The organism is Vibrio sp. Vb0598 (genome assembly GCF_033338935.1).
Taxonomy (GTDB): Bacteria; Pseudomonadota; Gammaproteobacteria; order Enterobacterales; family Vibrionaceae; genus Vibrio; species Vibrio alginolyticus.
The window spans coordinates 45,559-65,594 of the sequence record NZ_JAWOTP010000001.1; the positions used below are offsets into that span (position 1 = coordinate 45,559).

Sequence of the window (20,036 nt, forward strand, 5' to 3'; positions counted from 1 at the left end):
TCACCAACAGTTATTAAAGAGTGCGCCTAACTGGTTGGATGTTAAAGACTTGTAAGCAAGAAGTGAGATCTAGCTCCTTTTCTCCTCAGTGGTTTTTGCTACCGTTAGCAAAGAGCGATTTCTATTCCACCTACGGTAGTAACTCATGGCTTTTGACGACACCCCTAAAATTGCACTTATCGAAGACGATGACATTGTTCGTCAGGCTACCAGTCAGTGGCTGCAACTGGCGGGGTTCGACGTGACCGCATTCAGTTTAGGAGAAGAGGGTAAAGAGGCCATTCTTAGCCAAGAATTTGATGCGATTGTCAGTGATGTTCGCCTGCCGGACACCGACGGCTTGTCGATACTAGAAAGCCTGATTGCTAATCACATCCCAACGCCAGTTATCTTGATCACCGGACATGGTGACGTCGATATGGCAGTAGGGGCGTTACAAAACGGTGCGTTCGATTTTATTGAGAAACCTTTCCAACCTGAGCGTTTATCCCAACGAGTAACCGAAGCGGTCGAGAGCTATCGCGCACAAACGTCTACTCAAGATCGCCAAGAGTACCTATCTAGCGTTAGCGGCTTAGAAGAGGTGTTGATTGGGCGAAGCCGAGTGATGCAACAGCTTAGAGAACAAGTAGCCAAGTTAGCACGCATTGATACTAACGTGATCATTTACGGCGAAACAGGTTGTGGTAAAGAGCTGGTGGCGACCAGTTTGCATAATGAAAGCCAACGCAGATTCTATCATTTTGTGCCAATCAACTGTGGCGCTATTCCTGAGAACCTGTTTGAAAGTGAGCTGTTTGGGCATGAAGCAGGGGCATTTACCGGAGCGGGTAAAAAGCGCATTGGTAAGTTGGAATACGCGGATAAAGGCACTTTATTCTTTGATGAAATCGAGAGTATGCCGCTGTCCATGCAGGTGAAAGTCTTGCGTTCATTACAGGAACATACGGTTGAGCGCGTTGGGGGTAACCAACAGATCTCGGTTGATTTAAGAGTGATCGCCGCCGCGAAAGAAGATCTCAATGATCATGACGAGTTTCGTCAGGATTTGTACTATCGTCTTAATGTGGCACAGATCTATTTGCCACCACTACGTGAGCGAGAAGAAGATGCGTTGATCTTGTTCGAACACTTTGCTCTGAAAAGTAATCCTGAGAGTCGTCCGCTGAGTGAAGCCGATAGAAAGGCCATTCTTGCTTACTCTTGGCCCGGTAACGTACGTGAGCTTAGGAATGTAGCGATGCGTTTTGCATTGGATGAAACCGTCTCCGTGATGGAAATTCTCTCCAGTCGACCATCCTCAACAACCGAAGAGACGCATGCGGGCGTGCCGTTGGCGATTCAGCTACATAACTTTGAACGTAAGGTGCTACATGATTCTTTAGTCAGGCATCATGGACGCATCAATGAGGTGATGCAGGAGTTGGATTTACCACGTCGAACCCTTAACCAAAAGATGCAGAAGTTTGGTTTGAATCGCTCCGACTATACTTAGTACGATTTCTAGCTAATGTAAAATCATTGGCATAACAAACATATTATGCGCTTTTGGCAGGAGCTGGGACAAACTTATAATTTAGGTCTTTACCTTCTCCAAACAAGGTAACGAGGTTCCTTCCTGTATGTTTAGAGCTATATAGCGCTTCGTCTGCTTCAGCAAGCGCCTCTTGAAGTGATTGCCCCTCAGATAACTGACTGATACCAAAGCTCATGGTCACTTCAGTTTTAAATGATTGCAAAGCGGTTTCAGTTTCGACCGCAAGGCGAATTTGCTCTGCGAAAATTTTGGCTTGCTGTGCTTTTTCGAGCAAAACAATCATGAACTCGTCACCACCAAATCGCACAATGCAGGCTGACTCAGGAAGATGCTTTTTAAAAATAGTGGAGATCGTTGCCATGACGGAGTCGCCAACCGTGTGACCATAGTGATCATTAATCGCTTTGAACTTGTCGACATCAGTCATAATAATGCTGATTGCTTGGCTTTTTTTATGTGCTTTACTAACCAAGTTTGGAACGATTTCTTCCATGGCTCGACGATTATATAGCCCTGTGAGTGCATCTAAATGAGAGAGATCATTAATGGATTGCACCAAGCGTCCGTTAATTAACCACAGCATACTAAAGCTCAAAGCAACGATCAGGCAGATGCTAAATAAGAAAGTCAGCTGATGGATAAGGCCTGCGACCATAAAGCTTGGTAACTCACCTGAAAAAGTACTCCAAAGCGCCCTAAATCCCATAAAAAAACTAAATCCAAAGAAAGAGTAAGCCATTGCTTTAACAGGGAGCTTTAAGTCCTTTTGGGTACCTTTAAGCATGGCGACACCACTAAAGAAGGTGACGATACAAATATACATGCTCAGATAAATAATACGGCTTTTGATAGAAGGGTCATGGAAGGTGAAATAGTAAAATGAACCACTAAAAACAGGTGTTAACAAGGTGAGACAGTGAGCCAATTTTAAAGGGTATTGACGAAAAATGCTTACGCTATATAGCGTAAGCAAGAAGCCGACTAATATGAGAGTGTTGGCTATGACGATGGTCAGCCAGTCTGGCGCAGAGCCTCTAAAGCCAAGTAAAAAAGGGCCTAAACCAATAAACAGTAGTGATATCGAGAAGGTTTTTAAGCCTTTGACTCTACCCTGAGTGTATTGATAACAAAGCAGACTAATAGAGTAAATGCAAGAGAACAGAATAACGATAAAGTTCAGTGTTCTGATGTCTAGATACTGATTATCCATAGGCGACCCATATCAATCTTTCATTCAGGCAACTCCTTTGCCTGATATCAATAAGCGAGCTACATAGTAACGCACTTATTGAGCGATGTCTTATGTTAAACGGCTATTCATTCACCAGCTCGAATTGTTCGGTTTGGTTGGTTTTCGTCGTAAACAGCAGACCAACAATCATCATAAATACGCTAGGCACAATCCAGCTAGCAAAGTCATTGTACAGAGGCATGTAATTACCCATCCACTCATCAGTGGAACTTGGCATGTAACCTAGGATGTGCAGCGCATCAACACAACCAAACGTTAGAGCAGTGAATGCGGTCACGACCACCATGATTTGCGACATCTTGTTGCGAACCGGTGCCATGATCATCAACGCAATCGCTACTGGGTGAAGCGCCACAACCGCTGGCAATGTGATAGCCAATAGTTGCTCTAGACCTACGTTGGCGATCAAACCAGCCAATACCATGGTCGTGATAACGCAGCCTTTGTAGTTCACTTTGCTGAAAGTGTTGTCGTAGAACTCACTGCCTGCGGTGGTTACGCCGATAGCAGTAGTCAAACACGCCAATACCATCACGGCACCTAGTAATAGTGAACCAAACGCGCCAAAGTGGCTGAAGGTGAATGCCGTTAAAATGTCGCCACCATTGCTGAACTCAGAACCCAAGTATGAGCTTGTCGAGCCAATGTAAGCCAATGAGATGTAAACAAACGCCATGGCAACCGCGTACATCAAAGCTGCGATTAGCGTGTATTTTGCGGTGGCTTTCGGACAATCCACACCCATGCTGCGAATCGCGCGGAAGATAATCCAACCAAAACCGATAGAACCTAGCGCATCCATCGTCATGTAGCCTTGGGTCAAGCCTTCAGCAAATGCGCCAGATACGTATGGTCCCGTTGCGGCAGTTAGCTCTCCTACAGGAGAAACCAAAGCAGTCACGGACATGATGATTAAGATAGCCATTAATGCAGGCGTTAAGATCTTGCCTAGGTTGTCGACCAATTTACCCGGATATAGGGCAAATAGAATGGTGATAGCGCAGAAGGCAATAGTGAAAGGCACCAAAGCGGCATCACCAAACATTGGTGCAAAGCTAAATTGGTAAGCGACGGTAATCGCACGTGGGATTACGAACGCAGGGCCAATCACGATAAACACCATCACCCAAAAACTGGTTGCCAAAGGTTTAGGTAGGGCGGCGGTTAGTTTGTCTGAACCGTTTACGATAGCCACCATCACTAATGCCATTGCAGGCAGACCGACGCCCGTTAAGAGGAAGCCAGACATCCCGCTCAGAAAGTTTTCACCTGCTTGGTAACCCAAAAATGGAGGGAAGATCAGGTTACCCGCGCCTAAGTACATGGCGAAAGTCATGAAGCCCAAAGCGGTGATATTGCGTGCGCTTAACATTGTTATTCCTCTTATGTTTCGCTTGGAAGAAACTGAAAGGAATGGGAGGAGTATGTGGTGTTCCCGTCAGCTTCTTCTCAAGCTGACAGAAAGTTTAGATATAGCCTGTCAGCTCTGAATCAGTTCCAGAGAGAGCAGGAGGATCGCAGCAGCAACGCCAGATGGGCGTTTTAAAGCGAATTGTAATTGCGCAGTTGCTGACATGGGTGATCCTTAAAGACGAAAAAATACCAAGGAATATGTTTGCCTTGGTGTGTTGTTACACTAACGAACATAGGGCCATTGGCACAACCCCGAAGTAGAAAATAAGTTGATACGGTCAATGTTTGTTTCTGAACTGGTGGATCGAGCTGCTTTTTAAATTCAAAATTAGAATAAATGACTTTTCATTTCTGTAACATGACTTGTTTTGCTGTATTTTTGTGCTATTTGTAGTCGTTTAGGCTATAAACCTCCGCTGATAAAGTGAGCAGTTTAGAATGATGCGCTTTTTCTTCTTATTGTTAAGACGATCATTAGTTGCAGTTCAATCCAAAATTGCATCGGCAAAATATTGCTTATTAGTGAATCGTGCATTTATTTTGTCTTGATCACATTTTATTAACCTTTTGCGATCTAGGCGTGCAACCTTCTTCTCTTCAATGAGCAAGATCTTGCTCATTACTTTGCTATCAAATCAGCATGATTTTGCTCATTTTTGATGTCTTTCAGCGCTTAGTTCAATAAATACAAAGGGTTAAAAGTTGGCATTTCAATTGCTCTAGGGAATGTGTTGTTAATAAAGGTTTAACATGATGTAAATCCCCAATCGTGAAACGACTACACGGAGAGTAATAATGAAAATGAATAAGCTGGTAAAAGCTTTGGCTGTCGCTGTGACTTCTTTTGGTATTGCTGCTAACGCTGCGGCAGAAGATCGTAGCTACATTCTTGCAACGGCATCGACAGGTGGTACTTACTACCCTGTGGGCGTAGCGTTGGCGACGTTAAGCAAAGTGAAATTGGCACCAAAGCACCACTTCTCCCTTTCTGCAATCAGCTCTGCGGGCTCTGGTGAAAACGTCAAACTGCTGAACGAAAACGAAGCACAGTTCGCGATTCTGCAAGGTCTTTACGGTGCATGGGCTTGGTCTGGTGAAGGTCCTTATGAGAAGAGCGGTCGCCAAGAGCAGCTGCGTTCAGTCTCTATGCTGTGGCAAAACGTCGAGCACTTTATTGTTCGCTCTGACCTAGCAAAAACGGGCACAGTGACTGATCTGAACAACCTAGATGGCAAGAAGTTCTCTATCGGTAAGAAGAACTCAGGTACTGAGAACTCTGGTCGCCAAATCATGAAAGGTCTGAAGGTCGACCCTGATAAATTCAATCTTGCTTACATGGGTTACGGCGGCAGTGCGAGCGCACTTCAAAACGGCACCATTGACGGCATGAACACGCCTGCGGGTGTACCTGTTGGTGCGGTCACTCAAGCTTTTGCTGCGTTGGGTAAAGACATTTCGATTCTTTCGTTTACTGACGAACAAATCAAAGAGGCGAACGGCAATTACAACCTATGGACGAAGTACGAGATCCCAGCGAACACGTACCCGGGTCTAGATAAGCCGATCACCACCATTGCACAGCCTAACTTCTTGGCAGTTCGTGAAGATATCTCGGAAGAAGACGTTTACCAGCTAACCAAAGCGATCTACGAGAACCTGCCTTTCCTACAAGGCATCCACAAAGCAACAAAAGCAATGGCGATTGAGAAAGCGATCGCTGGCTTGCCAGTGCCTCTTCACCCAGGTGCGGTGCGTTACTACAAAGAAATGGGCATCGAAATCCCATCAGACCTAATGGCGAAATAACGCCAACTTCGCCCCGAGTTTCGGCTCGGGGCATTTTATCCCTACCGATTTCTAAGATGGAAAAAGCCGCCAGAGCTTGGAGTATGAGATGAGCGACTCAATAGAAAAGGAATTGCAGAAGTTTGAGCTGCCCACGCGCACTGATTTTCCGTGGGTAACCACCACAATCACAGTGTTTGGCGTGGTGTTGTCTGCTTTGCACATTTGGTTTAATACCTTATCGACGTTACCAGAGTTATGGATTTCCGCGACCCACTTTGCTGGCTTTGCGGTGATTTGTGCGCTTTGGTATCCGGCTCATATCTCTCTCAAGCAGAGTAAGATTGCACTCGGCATCGATGTGTTGATTGCCATGGGCGCGGTCGCGTGTTTGCTCTACATTCCCTATGCTGAAGATGCGCTATATGAACGCGGTGTGAAGTTCGTGGCCAGCGATTGGGTCTTCGCCATCATGGCAATTTTGATTGTTATCGAACTGATTCGACGCACCATGGGCTGGTTTATTCCAGTGTTGATTGTGGTGTGTTTAAGCTACGTTGTGCTTTGGGGTAAGTGGGCGACAGGTATTTTCCACTTCCCGGGTTTGAGCATGGAAACCTTGCTCTACCGTAGCTTCTATTCTTCTGAGGGCATGTTTGGCTCTATCTCGCGCATCAGTTGGACTTTCGTATTCATGTTCATTCTGTTTGGTGCGTTTCTTGTTCGCTCTGGTGTTGGTGATTACATCATCAATGTGGCACGTGCTGCGGCTGGTAAAATCATCGGTGGTCCCGGTTTTATCGCAGTGATTGGCTCGGGATTGATGGGCTCAGTATCTGGATCTAGTGTGGCAAATACGGTTTCAACCGGTGTGATCAGTATTCCTTTGATGCAAAAAGCAGGTTTTCCTTCGCGCTTCGCGGCGGGCGTTGAAGCAGCGGCATCGACAGGTGGTCAGTTGATGCCACCAGTGATGGGCGCGGGTGCTTTCATAATGGCGTCTTACACGCAAATTCCTTATGTTGATATTATTGCCGTTTCTTTCATTCCTGCTCTTATCTATTTCTTGTCTGTGGCGTTCTTTGTGCGTATCGAAGCCAAACGCAGCGGCGTTCAAAAAATCACGACCAGCGATGAATCTCTACTGAAAGTGTTGATCAGCGGTTGGCACAATCTTATCCCACTGGCGGTATTGGTTACTTTGTTGGTTCAAGGCTTTACGCCAACTTACGCTGCTGGCTTGTCGATCATTTCTGTGGTGGTGGCTTCTTGGTTCTCGAAAGATCACAAGATGGGACCAAAAGCGATCATCGAAGCGCTATCGCAAGGTGCGAAAAACATGGCGACAACAGCCGTATTGCTGGTGGGTATCGGTTTGGTGATCAACGTGATCAGTACAACGGGCATCGGCAACACCTTCTCATTGATGATCGACGGTTGGGCGAATGGCGACTTGTTCATCATGATCGTTCTGATTGCGCTCGCTTCTCTTGTTTTGGGTATGGGTTTACCTGTTACAGCGGCGTATATTGTGTTGGGCACACTGTCTGCCCCTGCGCTTTACAAGTTGATTGCGGAAAACCAATTGCTTGAATTGATGGTGTCGGGTCAATTGCCAGAACAAGCAAAAGCCATCTTCATGTTGGCGGCGCCAGAAAAGTTGGAACTTCTTAATGCACCAATGGCGTTGGAAACTGCGAAAGAAATGGTGGCGTTAGTACCTGCAGACTTTATGGAAACCCTACTAGAGCAAAGTTTGGGTATGGAAGCGGTAGGCTTGGCATTGCTGGCTGCTCACCTCATCATCTTTTGGTTATCGCAAGACAGTAACGTTACGCCACCAGTGTGTTTGACCGCTTTTGCAGCAGCAACCATCGCCAAAACACCACCGATGCGCACTGGTTTGATGGCGTGGAAAATCGCCAAAGGTTTGTATCTTGTACCGCTACTTATTGCCTATACAGGCTTGGTCAGTTGGGATGTGACGTCGGTAATTACCGTAGGCTTCTTTGCCATCATCGGTACCTATGCATTGATTGGTGCGATTGAAGGCTACTTGGAAGGTCCTCTAAACATTCTGACGCGTCTCTTGTTGGTAGTGGTGGGTACATTGCTGGTTTGGCACGATATCCCAATGTTGGTTCGTGTGGCAAGCTGTGCGGTATTTGTCGCGGTGTTCATTTACAGTGGTCGCAAGTTCAAATTGCAACAATCTCAACTATCGGTTTTATAAGAGGTCGTATGAAATCAGTCTATGACTACATCATTGTTGGTGGCGGTATCGTTGGTGTGTCGACAGCATGGCAACTGCAGCAACGTCATCCAGACCAATCCATTTTATTGGTTGAGAAAGAGTCCGGTTTTGCCAAGCACCAAACCGGACACAATAGTGGCGTGATTCATGCCGGGGTGTACTACGCTCCGGGCAGTTTAAAAGCCGACTTTTGTAAGCGTGGGGTAGAGCGAACCATTTCGTTCTGTGCTGAGCACGATATTCCGGTGGAGAACTGTGGCAAGTTGTTGGTTGCGACTAATGAGCAAGAAGTCGAACGCATGAATGCCCTCTATGAGCGCTGCCATGTCAACGGCATCGACGTAAAGCTACTCGATGAAGTTCAACTCAAACTGGCTGAACCAAACATCACAGGCTTGGGCGCGATTTATGTCAAAACCACCAGTATTGTGGACTATCGTTTGGTCACTGAGCAGATGGCGGAAGAGTTCAAAAAGCTCGGAGGTCAAATCAGCCTGAGAACCAAAGTGGTGGCTGCCGAAGAGAAAGACGAAGAAGTTCAATTGACCTGCATTTCAGACGGGCAAACCATGCAGCTCAATGCCAAATTCTTGGTCACTTGCAGCGGCTTGATGGCGGATCGTATGACTAAGATGATGGGTATTCCAACCGATTTCCAAATTATCCCTTATCGTGGTGAATACTACCGCTTAGATAGCAAACACGACCAAGTGGTGAATCATCTTATTTACCCAATTCCCGACCCTGATTTGCCATTCTTAGGTGTCCACCTGACTCGCATGATTGATGGCAGTGTGACCGTTGGTCCAAACGCGGTGCAAGGCTGGAAGCGAGAAGGGTATGACAAGGTTAACTTCAGCTTGCAAGATACCATGCAAATGCTCAGTTTCTCCGGTTTCTGGAAGGTGACACAAAAGCATCTAAAAGCCGGATTGGATGAGTTTAAGAACTCGTGGTGGAAGCCGGGCTATCTCAAGCTGGTCAATAAATACTGCCCAAGCATCAAGGTAGACGATCTCAAACCATATCCAGCGGGTATTCGTGCGCAAGCGGTGTTATCCGACGGAACCTTGGTTCATGACTTCTTGTTTGCCGAAAGCGCAAGAAGCCTGCACGTTTGTAACGCACCCTCTCCCGCAGCGACATCTGCAATGCCGATTGGGGAGTACATTTGCGATAAAGTGAATGAAAAGATAGAGGCGAAAACGGTATAAAACAAAGGCGATGTAACTGTCGCCTTTATTGTATTTGAATCTGGGAATTAGGAGTTGCCATCTTTAGGGCAGAGTTCGCCTTTCTTGGCGTGTCTCTCGATCATGTAATCGCCGCGAGCACTGTGCAATACAATTGCATTCCAGACTTGACCATCTTGCAACTCGAACTCAAACGCATAATGGGTGCCGCCGACCATTTTGGTTCTCACCTCATGAATTGCTCTCAATTTATCATCGGCATTCATTTGATAAAGCACCATGTTGAGTGAGCGTCTGGCGTCAGGAGTTGCCTCAGCAAGTTGCCAATGACCCTGCTCGTTTGTTGCGGAGCAAATAGACCGCATTTTACTTTTCATGGCGGATGACATCTGCTTGTCTACGGCCAATGCATTTGGTGAAAACAGTGGAACCGTCAAAAGAATCAAAGTTACCAGAAACTGCTTTAAGGTCATAAAAACACTCCGTTGTTTTACTCTTGCTTGAGTATAGACCTCAATAGCTTCAGATGTGGTGCAGTTGACTCCGGGCCTACAATATCGCAGTTCGTATCAACGAACTGATAACAAACAAGGCGACCACGCTTGCCAGCCAAATGCCAATGAACCACAAAATGGGTTTTAGTTTCATCAGTGATATCCTTCTCCACGTTTCATCTTGCCGCGGAAAACCCAGTACGAATAAGCCGTGTAGGCTATGATCAGAGGAAGTAATACCACCGCACCGGCAAGTAAAAATGCCAAACTTTTGTCTGGCGCAGCGACGTCTTGATAAGTGAGTGCGAATGGGACCAAGTAAGGGAATGTACTGACACCGAAACCCATCGCGGACACAAGAAACAGGCCGATCGCAAGAACGTAGGCTCGGACGGCTTTGTGGTCGAGTAAGGCTTTGAATAGCTGCCAAATAAGTGCCGCTGCAATAATTGGTAAAATGAAAAACAGTAGCGAGTTTGGTAATGAGAACCAACGTTCAAATACGATATTTTGGCTCAATGGCAGCCACAAACTGGCGATGAATATACAGGCTACCATCGCTAGTCCCCATCGTCGCGCGACCACGTAATAGCGCCCCATCAGCTCTTCTGGAAGCTTGATTAATAACCAGCATGAACCGAGCAGAATATAAGCACAAACAAGCGCCAGGCCACAAAATACGCTAAATGGCGAAAGCCAATCAAACCATCCACCTGCGTATGCTCGTTCACTAACCTCTATACCTTGGAGCAGGGTTCCGAGCATAATGCCTTGCATCAATGCCGCGGTGAGTGAACCAATGAAAAAAGCGCTATCCCATAAAAACTTTCCGCGTTGTGTTCGGAAGCGATACTCAAAAGAAACCCCGCGCAGAATTAACCCGAGCAGCATTAAAATCAGGGGAGCATAGAGTGCTGGCATAATGACCGCGTAGGCGAGGGGGAACACGGCAAAAAGCCCACCTCCGCCAAGAACTAGCCAAGTTTCATTCCCATCCCAAACAGGAGCGATGCTGTTCATCATCATGTCGCGCTCTTCATCGTCATTAGCGCTGAGAAATAGGATACCAATACCGAGATCAAAGCCATCTAACACGACATAAATCAGAACAGCGAGCCCAATCAAAGCGTACCAAATTAATGCGTAATCCATGAGTAAGCTCCTAGGTTAGATGGTTAGAATGTGTGATGGCATCGGTTTTCGTGCCATCAGGAAGTCGGCTATCTAGACCTTCTTCATATCGAGTTGGAGACTTGCGCATCAAACGTAGGAGATAGAAGAAGCCAGCTCCAAAAACCACAAAGTAAACCACGATGAACGCCGTCAGGGAGACGCTCACCGCGGCGGCATCAATAGGCGATGCCGAATTGGCTGTGGTTAAAAGACCGTATACGGTGTAAGGCTGTCGACCGACTTCGGTAGTTATCCAGCCTGCTAAAACTGCAATGAACCCCGCTGGGGCAAACAGCACACAAATACGTTGAAGTGCCCTTGAATCAAATAGTTTGCGACGCTTTCTTAGCCATAGGCTCCACAAACCAATAACAAGCATGCCAAAACCAAGCGCGACCATTACTCGGAAAGACCAGAAAACGATAGAGACAGGAGGGTGTTCCTCCTCTGGAAAAGCATCTAATCCCTTCACTTCACCGTTGAGGTCATGAGTTAAAATCAAACTACCGAGTTTGGGGATTTCCAGTGCGTATTCCATACGTTTTTCTTCATCGTTAGGGATACCGAAGAGGATCAATGGCGCGCCTTGGTGAGACTCATAGTGCCCTTCCATCGCGGCGACTTTGGCGGGTTGATGTTCAAGGGTGTTTAATCCATGCACGTCTCCAGCAACGATTTGAATTGGTGTCACGATGGCAGCCATCCACATTGCCATCGAGAACATAATTCTGGCTAGAGGGTTATGGTTTGCTTTTAGTAAGTGATAAGCGGCAACGCCAGCTACAACAAAGGCAGTAGTAAGGTAAGCGGCGAGCAACATATGAACGAGCCGGTAAGGAAAAGAAGGGTTGAAGACAATCGCCCACCAGTCTTCTGGGATAAACTGTCCGGCTTCGTTGATACTGTAGCCCGCTGGTGTTTGCATCCAACTATTAACCGAAAGTATCCAAAAAGCAGACAAAAACGTCCCGAATGCGACAATACAAGTCGCGGCGAAGTGAAGCTTCTTACCCACCTTATCCATACCGAAAAGCATCACGCCTAAAAACCCAGCTTCGAGGAAAAACGCAGTAAAAACTTCATAACCCATTAGCGGGCCTAGGATTGGGCCTGTTTTGTCGGCAAACACGCTCCAGTTAGTACCGAATTGATAGCTCAACACGATGCCACTCACCACACCCATACCAAAACTGATGGCAAAGATTTTGAGCCAGTACTTATAGATTTGCATGTACTGTTTGTTGCCCGTTTTTAAGTACAAGCCCTCTAATACAGCGAGATAACTTGCCAAACCAATCGTAAAAGCTGGAAAAATAATGTGGAAAGAGACAGTAAAGGCAAATTGGAATCTAGCTAGGTCAATGGCGAGTGTGTCCATGAGCGGTCCCTTTTTCGTTGGATAAACTGTTCGCCGGATTTAAAGAGGAGACAGAAGAGTGGCGAACAAGGTGAAGTACGAAGAAGGAAGACGAAGAGATTAAAAAACGATCGCTTTTTACACATGTGCGTACCATCTTTTAGATAAAGGAGGAGCGTTATGAGCCTTAAACACTACTTTGAGAAAGCGACACCTAAGTTTGGTCCAGGTGGGAAGTATCACAAGTTCTACCCATTGTTCGAAGCTGTCGAAACCATTTTTTACACGCCTGGTAAGGTAAACCAAGGCATGACTCACGTTCGAGATAGCATCGATTTAAAACGTATTATGATCATGGTGTGGCTGGCGGTCTTCCCTGCCATGTTCTGGGGTATGTACAACATAGGCCAGCAAGCGAGTGATGCCTTGTTGTATGGAATGGATCAAGCCTCAGCTCAGCAAGCGCTTGTTTCTTCATGGCAACTGAGTTGGGTATGGGGCTCGTTAGATGCGGTTTCACAAGCGGGGTGGGGAAGTAAAATGTGGCTTGGTGCTACTTACTTTCTCCCGGTTTATGCGACGGTGTTTATCGTTGGTGGTTTTTGGGAAGTTCTGTTTGCTATTGTGCGAAAGCATGAGGTGAACGAAGGTTTTTTTGTCAGCTCTATACTCTTTGCGCTGATCCTTCCTCCGACAATTCCACTGTGGCAAGCGGCTTTAGGTATCACTTTCGGTATTGTTGTGGCGAAGGAGATTTTCGGTGGTACTGGACGAAACTTCCTAAATCCAGCTTTAGCAGGGCGCGCGTTCTTATACTTTGCCTATCCTGCCAACATGTCAGGTGGTGCGGTATGGGTCGCGGCTGATGGTTACTCTGGCGCTACTCCACTTAGCCAATGGTATGAAGGTGGGCAAAGTGCCTTGATAAATAATATGACAGGACAAACAATTTCATGGGGAGATGCTTTTGTTGGTAATTTACCAGGCTCGATGGGTGAAGTCTCCACGTTGTTGATCGCACTAACAGGCTTGGTTCTCATCTTTATGAAGATTGCATCGTGGAGAATTGTTGCGGGCGTGTTGGTCGGTTTAATCGGAGCTTCATTACTATTGAATGCGATCGGTTCAGACTCTAACCCCATGTTCTCCATGCCGTTCTACTGGCACTTCGTGATTGGTGGGGTTGCGTTTGGTACCTTCTTCATGGCGACAGACCCTGTCTCGGCAGCTTTTACCAATAACGGGAAATGGGCATACGGACTATTAATCGGCGTGATGACGATTTTTATCCGAGTGCTGAACCCGGCTTATCCAGAAGGCATCATGTTAGCTATTCTATTTGCTAACTTATTCGCGCCACTTTTCGATTACCTAGTCAAAGAAAGTAATATCAAACGCAGAATGAAAAGGGCGAGACCTTCTTAAAATGAGGGTGACCTCACTGAAAATTGATTGAAAACTGCACTATATTGAAAAGGTCAGAGACATGGGGTTTCTGACTTTTTATTTTTATCAGGAGGACGAAGACGATGAGAATAAAGGATATTCTCGATAGCCGTTTGGTGCTGTCGTTCTGGTATAACCTAGACTACTGCTTGTCTCTTCTTAGTAAAATCTCTTCTCGTTGATTTCCTCAATGCAATCGCATTGAAAAGCATTCTATCTATTTGTTTTTTAGTCTTACGTGAAACTGCGTAGGGCAATGCGTATAAGGAAATTAACAATGAAACGTATTCCAGAACCTTTCCGTATCAAAATGGTTGAGCCAATCAAAATGACGACTTTGGCAGACCGTGAAGTCGCGTTAAAAGAAGCGGGCTATAATCCATTTCTTCTTCGTAGTGATGATGTTTATATCGATTTGCTGACTGACTCTGGCACTGGTGCCATGAGTGATAATCAGTGGGCTGGCATCATGATGGGGGATGAATCCTATGCGGGGAGTCGAAATTACTACAACCTGTGTGATGCAGTGGAGCACTTCTTCGGTTATAAGCTCACCGTGCCTGCACACCAAGGGCGTGGTGCCGAGCAAATTTTGTTCCCAGCTTTGATTGAGCGTATGCGTCAGGTGCGTGGTGGCGAAACGCCAGTATTTATCTCGAACTACCATTTTGATACCACAGCGGGTCACATTGAACTCAATGGCGGTAAAGCGATTAACGTGGTAACGGAAGAAGCATTCGACACCACTACGCCTTATGATTGGAAGGGCAATTTTGATATCGATAAGCTGGTGGCAACAATTGAAGCGCACGGTTCGCATAACATTTGTGCAATTATCACCACGATTACTTGTAATAGCTCCGGTGGTCAGCCTGTGTCGATGGAAAACATGCGCAGTGTGTACGAGATTGCAACCAAGTACGATATTCCAGTGGTGATTGACTCGGCTCGTTACTGTGAGAACGCCTACTTTATCAAGCAGCGTGAAGCGGGTTACGAGAATAAATCGATTCTGGAAATCATCCGTGAGATGTACCAGTACGGTGATATGCTCACCATGTCAGCTAAGAAAGACCCGATGGTAAACATTGGTGGCATGTGTTGTATTCGTGATCATAAGGAGTTGTTCCAGGCGGTGCAGACGCGCTGCGTACCCATGGAAGGATTTGTAACATACGGCGGCATGGCTGGGCGTGATATGGAAGCGCTCGCTCGCGGTTTGTATGAAGCCGCGGATGAGGATTTTCTTCACTATAGAATTAGCCAAGTTCAATACTTAGGTGAGCGCTTACGTGAAGGCGGTATTCCGATTCAATACCCAACGGGTGGTCATGCGGTGTTTGTGGATGCCGCTAAGATTTTGCCACATATTCCAGCGGATCAGTTTCCTGCGCAGGTATTGTGTAATGCTTTGTACTTGGAAGCGGGTATTCGAGCAGTAGAGATAGGATCGTTGCTGCTTGGTCGAGATCCGGAAACGGGTAAACAAAAAGTGTCAGAGCTTGAGTTGATGCGTTTGACCATTCCACGTCGTGTCTACACAAACGATCATATGGATTACATTGCGGATGCGATTATCGAACTGAAAAATCGTGCACATGAGTTAAAAGGGCTCACTTTCGAGTACGAGCCACCAGTGCTGCGCCACTTTACTGCTCGATTTAAAGAGATCGATTAACTCAAGTTTAAATCTAGATAAGCAAAAGGCCGCGAGTTTCGCGGCCTTTTTCGATTCGTTTATTTCTTAGCGTTACACTTACCCCAACTCTAATGTGATGCGAACGAACTGGTCGTCTTGATACTGCACTTCATAATTGAAGGTACCACTGGCGTAAATGCTGCCAAGGAAAAGTGAGCGTTGACTCATTGGTCCGCGGAACAGCATCGAAATAGGAGCGATTAGGGCGTTATTATCATCGAAGTGCTGATTTAAGTTCTCAGAAAGCACACACAGCAAACAGCCGTGTTGGTCGTGAGATAAGTCGACGTCTTCCGGTCGCGATAATAACACGGTAGTCCCCAGTTTCTTCTCAATCTCGTTGATCAGCAGCAAGTAGCTATCTAGATCGGGTTGAGGATTTCTGGGTTTGTCTGCACCGACGCAGCGCTCGAGTAATTCTTCCAGATTTCCGTTCTCACCTTTTGCCTGCTGAGTCAAAGATTTTAACGGCTTTTTAATCAGCTTATAGCGATTACTCTTCAGTTTTGGTTTCAGCCATTTCTGAAGTAAGTCATTACGTTCTTTAAGGGAGAGGCCATGCGAGGACGCGTGAATTTTAAAGTGCAGGTGTAATAAAGCGTGAACCGCAAGCTCACTCAGAAGTTGGTTAGCATCTGTAGACTGTCTTGCCTGCTTAGAACTTTGCATTACACTCGAACAAAATTAGGGAAGAAGGATAATGGTGCCGAGAGAGGGACTCGAACCCTCACACCAAAGGCACTAGCACCTCATGCTAGCGTGTCTACCAATTTCACCATCTCGGCATCATGATGCTCTGAATACTCAGAGGCCTCGAAAGAAGCAACGCGAATTATAACCAAAATCCACCTGTTGGCGAGAGCAAAATGACGAATTTTGGCTCTTTCGAGTTTGATTGCATATTTATTGGTCACTTTTATGTTTTTTACCATCAACGCCTATCCTTATGCCCTTACTTTTATTAATGGTATGACGACAAAAGAGTACTTTTGCCTAAATTTTGAACGCTTGAACGTTTGCGTAAATAAATGTGATGAATATCTCTTTTTGTTGGCTATACTTGCGTCCCGTTTAAGCGGGAATTAGGGTTTAGTTGTTCAGGACCCTTACCCATACAAGCCGTCACATGGAGCAGGCCAAGCAACATGCTCGCCAGCAGTGAATGACCCCACGGACCGGACCAGCTACGTTCAATTGCTTGTATAAGGTAAAAATAAGATGTCGAACTATTCGTTCTGTCTACATTCTGGATCTAAAAGTGAGTTATCACTCGCTGCGTTGTCCCTTTCTTCTGCCAATTCCTTTGGCTCTTTTTTCTTTTTCAACGTTTAGTAGGTCCAGCTCATGAGTGTTCTATTTAGTCTATTTGGTATTGTTGCACTGCTAGGTTGTGCTTTCCTACTTTCTGAGGGTCGTTCTTCCATCAATTGGAAAACTGTATCTCGCGCCTTGATGCTACAAATGGGGTTTGCTGCTTTGGTGCTCTATTTCCCGTTGGGTCAAGCGGCGCTGGCGAGTTTAAGTAATGGTGTCGCGGGGCTACTCAGCTTTGCTGATGAGGGGATTAAATTCCTCTTTGGTGACCTCGCTTCTTCTGGCTTTATCTTCGCTATCCGTGTCCTTCCTATCATCATCTTCTTCAGTGCTCTTATCTCCGCCCTTTACTATTTGGGCATTATGCAAAAAGTGATTCAATTTATTGGCGGCGCTATCCAGAAGTTCTTGGGTACGAGTAAAGCAGAGTCTTTGGTTGCAACAGGGAACATTTTCTTATCTCAAGGCGAGTCACCACTTCTTATTCGTCCATTTCTTTCTAACATGACTCGCTCTGAACTGTTTGCCGTGATGGCTGGTGGTATGGCTTCAGTGGCGGGCAGTGTGCTTGGTGGTTATGCTGGTTTGGGTGTCGACCTCAAATACTTGATCGCGGCAAGCTTTATGGCAGCACCAGGTAGTTTGATGATGGCAAAAATCATCGTTCCTGAGCGTCAAACGCCAAGCGATTACAACAATATTGAGCTAGATAAATCAGAAGAAAGTAACGTTATTGATGCGCTAGCAAGCGGTGCCATGGGCGGTATGAAAGTTGCCGTTGCTGTTGGTACCATGCTTATCGCTTTCGTGAGTGTTATCGCGATGGTGAACACGGGGCTAGAAAACTTGGGCGAGATACTTGGTTTCTCTGGCGTAACGCTACAAGCGATTTTTGGTTATTTGTTTGCACCTCTAGCGTGGTTGATTGGTGTGCCAAGCCACGAAATTCTAGCTGCGGGTTCATACATTGGTCAGAAAGTGGTGATGAATGAGTTTGTTGCGTTTATCGATTTTGTGCAGCACAAAGCGACACTGTCTGAGCATACTCAAATTATTATCACTTTTGCGTTGTGTGGTTTTGCGAACATTGGCTCAATTGCGATTCAGTTGGGTTCTATCGGCGTGATGGCACCTGAGCGCCGCAAAGATGTTGCAAGTCTAGGCCTAAAAGCGGTTGCTGCTGGTACACTCGCTAACCTGATGAGTGCGTGCTTAGCGGGCATTTTTATCTCTCTCTAATTTAGATTGAAGATACACACTAAAAACCCGCCTAAATGGCGGGTTTTGTTATTTCTAAGGCTTGGGCATTAAGCCGTAAGGTATCGATTTAAAAGCCTCTGGGTGCTCTTGATAAGTTGGCGCTTTATGTACCCCTTTCCAATCGAGCAGCATGATGGCTAGTACGTTACGGTGTTCGCCGTACTTGAGATCAAAGTTACCGTCGACCGACGGAATCATCCCTTTTTCTGCGTTGATTGCGTGACGAATGGCTTGGCGGGTTTTCTTTACGACCGGATCATGGTCCAAGCCTGCTAACAAAAACGAAATGCCGACTTCCGCAATCACGTCTTCTTTGGCGCGCAGTAGGATAGTGTCGATATTGTTGCGAAAGTAATCATAAATCCATTGGTGTTTCTTCTCGCTTACTCGCTCCTGATAATACTGTGAATCGGCAAAGATGATGTGCGTCATACCATAGAGTTTGTTCCAATACTGCTGAGCTGAAAGCATCTTATCTTTATCGTCGGGGTAGGTGTCACGGAAGGTTTGAGTGAATTCCTCGACCACATCTTGCTCTCCTAACTGACGAAGCCAGTAGACTTGGTTTGCAAGCTGAGCTGCCCATGCTTCTATCATCTCTTTATCCGTAACGTAACGCGAGAAATCGTAGCGCCTAATAATTTTTCTCAGCGTTTTGTCTTGTTTATGCTTTAGGCCGTATTCGTTTGCTCTTGCCATTGCGCCAAGCAAATCCACACCAAGATAAAGGTACTCAGGATGGTGTTTAGTCACGGTATAGCGTCGCTGCCCTCGTTCGGTTTCTTTCTCTTGATACGTGGTCAGCCTTTGAGATGAATAGAGAATGATGTCTTCTGGTTCAACAACTTCATTAGCAAATTGGTTTAACCGGCTGGCTACTTGTGCCATGTCGGTCCAAATGGCAGCGTGATATTTCTCATCTAATGTTTGGCGGTACATGCGTAAGCCAAAATGGCCCTCTTTAAACGCCGGGAAAGTGAACAGTTCCTGTTCGTAGGTACTACGAATCAACTGCGCTGATTGAGTATTATCGAGAAGCGGTACCTCTTCCTGTGATGCCTGAGCAGCAAAGGTAAGTGAGCAAGAGAGTAAGACCGCTAAGCTAAGAGGTTTAATACGCATAAATCCATTCCCTATGAAGTCCTGAGCCTAAACCTACCATCAATATTAATTGAGAATGTAAAAGCTGAGTCAATAGTTAAAAATTTGCCTAAAAGTCAGGTTGATACGTTCATCTTTGGTTTTCGCGGTTTTTGGTACGCAGTGCTTCCAGTGATGCTGTAGCTCGCCAGCCATAATCAGTAAGGAGCCGTGAGAAAGCTCATATTCAATCTCAGTTTTACAATGTAAATTTCTAAGCAAAAATCGACGTGTTTCACCTAAGTTCAAAGATGCGATAACAGGGTTTCTACCTAACTCTGGTTCATTATCTTGGTGCCAGCCCATTGAGTCTTGACCGTGTCGATATAAGTTAGCGAGAACAGAATTAAAAGTGACATCAGCAACTGATTCACAACGCACTTTCAGCTGAGTTAACTCAGGAGTCCAAGGGTGAGGCTGCATGGTTAAGCCTGAGTAAGTATATGCTGCATCACCGTGCCACGCTTGTAAGCGAGGTTGAAGTACTGACTTGCCGAACATAGTAATGTGTTCTTGGTGCCATGGCAGTGTCTTTCGAAGTTGGTCAAAGTAATTATCCGCCTCAAGATGGCTAAGAAAATGAGGATCATAATAAAGTTTTCCTCTTTCTACTTCTTGCCATAGATCGCCGCCAAATAAATCGCCTTGTTGATGCATCATCTCACACCTAAAACATAAAAGTTGTCAATCACTGTTACCTTTCTGATTATGATTGGTTA

General features: G+C 45.9%; 15 protein-coding genes and 1 tRNA gene. 7 read left to right on the plus strand and 9 right to left on the minus strand.

Annotated elements, in window-relative coordinates; translation table 11 throughout:
- Positions 1 to 145 precede the first annotated feature (145 nt).
- Positions 146 to 1,495: a sigma-54-dependent transcriptional regulator gene (locus R7Q38_RS00215; protein WP_137282870.1), complete on the plus strand. Its 1,350-nt coding sequence runs from the start codon at positions 146 to 148 to the stop codon at positions 1,493 to 1,495.
- A gap of 43 nt (positions 1,496 to 1,538) precedes the next feature.
- Here R7Q38_RS00215 and R7Q38_RS00220 read toward each other — a convergent pair whose 3' ends face one another.
- Together R7Q38_RS00220 and brnQ are read right to left on the minus strand one after the other, a co-directional pair.
- Entirely contained in the window at positions 1,539 to 2,747 is a 1,209-nt protein-coding gene (locus R7Q38_RS00220; RefSeq protein WP_154204156.1) for a GGDEF domain-containing protein, read from the minus strand.
- Positions 2,748 to 2,850: 103 nt separating this feature from the next.
- Complete coding sequence (brnQ, locus tag R7Q38_RS00225) at positions 2,851 to 4,161, minus strand: branched-chain amino acid transport system II carrier protein (RefSeq protein WP_239938521.1); 1,311 nt, start codon at positions 4,159 to 4,161, stop codon at positions 2,851 to 2,853.
- Between the two features lie 836 nt (positions 4,162 to 4,997).
- On the opposite strand from brnQ, the gene R7Q38_RS00230 reads away from it, so the two are divergent.
- The 3 genes from R7Q38_RS00230 (at position 4,998) to lhgO (ending at position 9,455) form a co-directional block, all read left to right on the plus strand.
- On the plus strand, positions 4,998 to 6,008 hold the full coding sequence (locus R7Q38_RS00230; protein ID WP_017635521.1) for a TAXI family TRAP transporter solute-binding subunit: 1,011 nt from the start codon (positions 4,998 to 5,000) through the stop codon (positions 6,006 to 6,008).
- A gap of 88 nt (positions 6,009 to 6,096) precedes the next feature.
- On the plus strand, positions 6,097 to 8,220 hold the full coding sequence (locus tag R7Q38_RS00235; protein ID WP_203342679.1) for a TRAP transporter permease: 2,124 nt from the start codon (positions 6,097 to 6,099) through the stop codon (positions 8,218 to 8,220).
- A gap of 8 nt (positions 8,221 to 8,228) precedes the next feature.
- Complete coding sequence (gene lhgO / locus R7Q38_RS00240) at positions 8,229 to 9,455, plus strand: L-2-hydroxyglutarate oxidase (RefSeq protein WP_239938522.1); 1,227 nt, start codon at positions 8,229 to 8,231, stop codon at positions 9,453 to 9,455.
- 47 nt (positions 9,456 to 9,502) lie between these two features.
- Here lhgO and R7Q38_RS00245 read toward each other — a convergent pair whose 3' ends face one another.
- The 3 genes from R7Q38_RS00245 to R7Q38_RS00255 form a co-directional block, all read right to left on the minus strand.
- Positions 9,503 to 9,907 carry a cystatin gene (locus tag R7Q38_RS00245; RefSeq protein WP_213870221.1) on the minus strand — a complete coding sequence of 135 codons (405 nt, stop codon included), beginning with the start codon at positions 9,905 to 9,907 and terminating at the stop codon, positions 9,503 to 9,505.
- Positions 9,908 to 10,081: 174 nt separating this feature from the next.
- Complete coding sequence (cydB, locus tag R7Q38_RS00250; RefSeq protein ID WP_005374173.1) at positions 10,082 to 11,080, minus strand: cytochrome d ubiquinol oxidase subunit II; 999 nt, start codon at positions 11,078 to 11,080, stop codon at positions 10,082 to 10,084.
- Positions 11,081 to 11,090: 10 nt separating this feature from the next.
- The gene (locus tag R7Q38_RS00255; protein WP_239938523.1) at positions 11,091 to 12,479 is read right to left on the minus strand and encodes a cytochrome ubiquinol oxidase subunit I; all 1,389 of its coding nucleotides are present in this window, start codon (positions 12,477 to 12,479) and stop codon (positions 11,091 to 11,093) included.
- A gap of 159 nt (positions 12,480 to 12,638) precedes the next feature.
- Here R7Q38_RS00255 and R7Q38_RS00260 point away from each other — a divergent pair, with 159 nt between their 5' ends.
- Together R7Q38_RS00260 and R7Q38_RS00265 are read left to right on the plus strand one after the other, a co-directional pair.
- On the plus strand, positions 12,639 to 13,883 hold the full coding sequence (locus tag R7Q38_RS00260) for an NADH:ubiquinone reductase (Na(+)-transporting) subunit B (RefSeq protein WP_005374169.1): 1,245 nt from the start codon (positions 12,639 to 12,641) through the stop codon (positions 13,881 to 13,883).
- Between the two features lie 298 nt (positions 13,884 to 14,181).
- Positions 14,182 to 15,582 (plus strand): tryptophanase, encoded by a 1,401-nt coding sequence (locus R7Q38_RS00265; protein ID WP_053307136.1) that lies wholly within the window; start codon positions 14,182 to 14,184, stop codon positions 15,580 to 15,582.
- A gap of 78 nt (positions 15,583 to 15,660) precedes the next feature.
- Here the strand turns inward: R7Q38_RS00265 and R7Q38_RS00270 are convergent, their stop codons facing one another.
- Together R7Q38_RS00270 and R7Q38_RS00275 are read right to left on the minus strand one after the other, a co-directional pair.
- Positions 15,661 to 16,272: a DUF2913 family protein gene (locus tag R7Q38_RS00270; RefSeq protein ID WP_239938524.1), complete on the minus strand. Its 612-nt coding sequence runs from the start codon at positions 16,270 to 16,272 to the stop codon at positions 15,661 to 15,663.
- A 32-nt stretch (positions 16,273 to 16,304) separates the two neighbouring features.
- Positions 16,305 to 16,388: transfer RNA gene (locus R7Q38_RS00275), tRNA-Leu, on the minus strand.
- A 559-nt stretch (positions 16,389 to 16,947) separates the two neighbouring features.
- On the opposite strand from R7Q38_RS00275, the gene R7Q38_RS00280 reads away from it, so the two are divergent.
- Complete coding sequence (locus R7Q38_RS00280; protein ID WP_017635515.1) at positions 16,948 to 18,156, plus strand: NupC/NupG family nucleoside CNT transporter; 1,209 nt, start codon at positions 16,948 to 16,950, stop codon at positions 18,154 to 18,156.
- Between the two features lie 54 nt (positions 18,157 to 18,210).
- Here R7Q38_RS00280 and R7Q38_RS00285 read toward each other — a convergent pair whose 3' ends face one another.
- Both R7Q38_RS00285 and R7Q38_RS00290 read right to left on the minus strand, forming a co-directional pair.
- The gene (locus R7Q38_RS00285) at positions 18,211 to 19,299 is read right to left on the minus strand and encodes a DUF3541 domain-containing protein (RefSeq protein WP_005384167.1); all 1,089 of its coding nucleotides are present in this window, start codon (positions 19,297 to 19,299) and stop codon (positions 18,211 to 18,213) included.
- A gap of 69 nt (positions 19,300 to 19,368) precedes the next feature.
- The gene (locus R7Q38_RS00290; protein WP_005374161.1) at positions 19,369 to 19,974 is read right to left on the minus strand and encodes an alpha-ketoglutarate-dependent dioxygenase AlkB family protein; all 606 of its coding nucleotides are present in this window, start codon (positions 19,972 to 19,974) and stop codon (positions 19,369 to 19,371) included.
- Between the last annotated feature and the right edge of the window lie 62 nt (positions 19,975 to 20,036).